General features: G+C 70.3%; 2 protein-coding genes. Both read right to left on the bottom strand.

What is annotated here, in order from left to right; all coding sequences use genetic code 11:
• Positions 1 to 544, bottom strand: a 544-nt coding sequence (locus GSE44_RS24980) for an ATP-binding protein (protein ID WP_159351528.1), incomplete at its 3' end; no start/stop codon positions are given.
• Positions 544 to 2,088, bottom strand: a complete 1,545-nt coding sequence (istA, locus tag GSE44_RS24985) for an IS21 family transposase (RefSeq protein WP_201306247.1) — start codon at positions 2,086 to 2,088, stop codon at positions 544 to 546. The genes GSE44_RS24980 and istA, both read right to left, overlap by 1 nt.
• Positions 2,089 to 2,187: the final 99 nt, after the last annotated feature.

Raw genomic sequence — 2,187 nt, forward strand, 5'->3', positions numbered from 1 at the left:
CGCAGGCGGTTTCGGCCAATGGCACATAGCCCAGCTCGTCGATGCAGATCAGGTCGAGCCGCTCCCAGCGGCTGAGCGCGCGGCTGAGCTGGTTGGCGTGCGCTGCCTCTGCCAACTCATTGACCAGCCCGGTCGCCGTGGTGAACCGCACCCGCCGCCGCTGGCGGCAGGCCGCCACGCACAGCCCGGTCGCCAGATGCGACTTCCCCGTTCCAGCCTCGCCGATCAGCAGCACCGGCTCCGCCTTGGTGACGTAGTCGCCCTCGGCCAGCCCGCGCAGTTGGGCGGCCGAGACGCCGGAGCGGTCGAACTCGAACCCCTCGAGCGTCTTCATCCGCGGCAGGCGGGCATCGTGCAGCAGGCGGGCAATCGCCCGGCTCTCGCGCTCCTCCATCTCGGCCGCCAGCAGGGCCTCGAGATAGCCGGGATGTGACTGCTGCTCCCGGATGGCGGTCTCCGCCAGGCGGCTGAACTGGCCTCCGATCGTCGGCAGGCGCAGCGCCTTGCAGTGCTGCCGGATGGCCTGGTCCTGCAGGTCGCTCATCACGCCCGCCCCGCGCAGGGGCTGGAGATGAGCAACGTGTCGTAGTCGGCGACGCTGGGCATTGGCCGGTCGTAGCGGGCCAACGCGCCGACATCGATCGGCAAGGGCCGGGCCTTGTGCAGCGCCGCCTCGCCCAGCAGGTAGCGCACCGCCGCGACGTCGCTGGCGCCGAGTGACACCGCCGTGGCGATCGCCGCCCGCAGCGGCTCCTCGCCGAACTCGCGCCCCAGCAGCAGCACCGCCACCATGGCGCGGGTGCCGTCCTGCTTGCCGTGCCGGGCCCGCAGCCGGTCCCAGAGCACGTCATGGCAGGCAGGCCAGCGCCCGGCCTGGCGCCACTGCTCCAGCGGCCTGGATCCGGCCAGAGCCCCTGGCTTGTGGCCCAGCACGTCCAGGTAGTGCTCGAGGTCCAGCACCTGCTGACGGCGGCTGTGGCAACGCTCGTGGCGGGCAATTCGCCGTCCGCCGTGCCAAAGCTCGACCTGCAGCGGATACACCCGCGCCTCCACCCGGCTGCCCGGCCGGGCGGGCACCGAGTAGGCATTGGTCTTGACGATGACGCAGCCCTGCTTGTCCACCAGCGGGAACGTCACCTCGGCCAGTTCGAACCCCTCGGCCGCGGGGCGCAGCAGGTGGTCACGCTCCACCGCCATCGCCACGCCGACCGCCTCGCTGCGCCCATCCAGGATCCGTCCCTCATCGGCGCGGCAGCCTGCCAGCAGCAGCGCATTCAGCGCCTCGAGATCGGCCACGGCGGGCACCGGGACCAGGTGGTTGCGCCGGAAATAGCCGACCTCGCCCTCGACCCCGCCTTTCTCATGGCCCTCGCCAGGCGTGCAGAACTCCGCGGCAAACCGCCAATGCGAGCGGAACGCCACGAACCGCACCGTCTCCTCCCGCCGGTACCCGCGCAGGATCTTGCGCACCGCGCTGGCCAGGTTGTCGTATCGCAGCAGCCGGAACACCCCAGCGAAATAGGCGAAAGCCGCCTCATGGGCCTCGAGGAACGCTTGCTGCGTCGCGTGCAGGTAGGCCCGGTGGAAGGCGGCGCCGCTGGCCATCGAGCGCATGGCGAAGATCTGGACCCGGGCCCGCTCGCCGCCGAGGTCCGCCCAGGCCTCGTACCAATCGACCTGCGCCTCCTGGCCCAGCCCATAGCTCTGCGGCACGAAGATCTCCTGCCGCACCAGATTCATGGCGCGACGGCGCTCGCGGACATGGTTGCGCACCGTCGACTCAGCCACCGCGGTGCCGGGAAACTCCTTCAGGATCCGCCGGTGAATGCGCCGCGCCGTGTGCCGCTGCTTGCGCGGCGCGCCGCAGTCCGCATCCAGCACCCGGTCGATGAAGGCGGTGACCGCATCCAGTTTCGGCTTGGCGCGCTGCGGGTAGCGATGCTGCGGCGGCAGCGCACCGGCAATCGCCAGCCGAACCATCCGGCGATGCACCCCGAACTTGCCCGCCACTCCCGCGACCGTCCCGACCCCGAACTCATGCTCCCGACGAAGCTGCTCGAACAAATCCACCTTGGCTTTCCTGTCCATGCCAAGCCCCCCGGTAAAAACGGAAGACCGTAGGTTGGGGGACGGCAGGTGGGCCAAAATTCGTCAGCACGCCTGGGCCAACATTCGATAGCAAAGCCA

Source organism: Muricoccus harenae, from assembly GCF_009848505.1.
Taxonomy (GTDB): domain Bacteria; phylum Pseudomonadota; class Alphaproteobacteria; order Acetobacterales; family Acetobacteraceae; genus Roseomonas; species Roseomonas harenae.

Coding starts and splice junctions, on each gene's coding strand:
- istA (WP_201306247.1), bottom strand. CDS start 2,088: ATGGACAGGAAAGCCAAGGTGGATTTGTTCGAGCAGCTTCGTCGGGAG.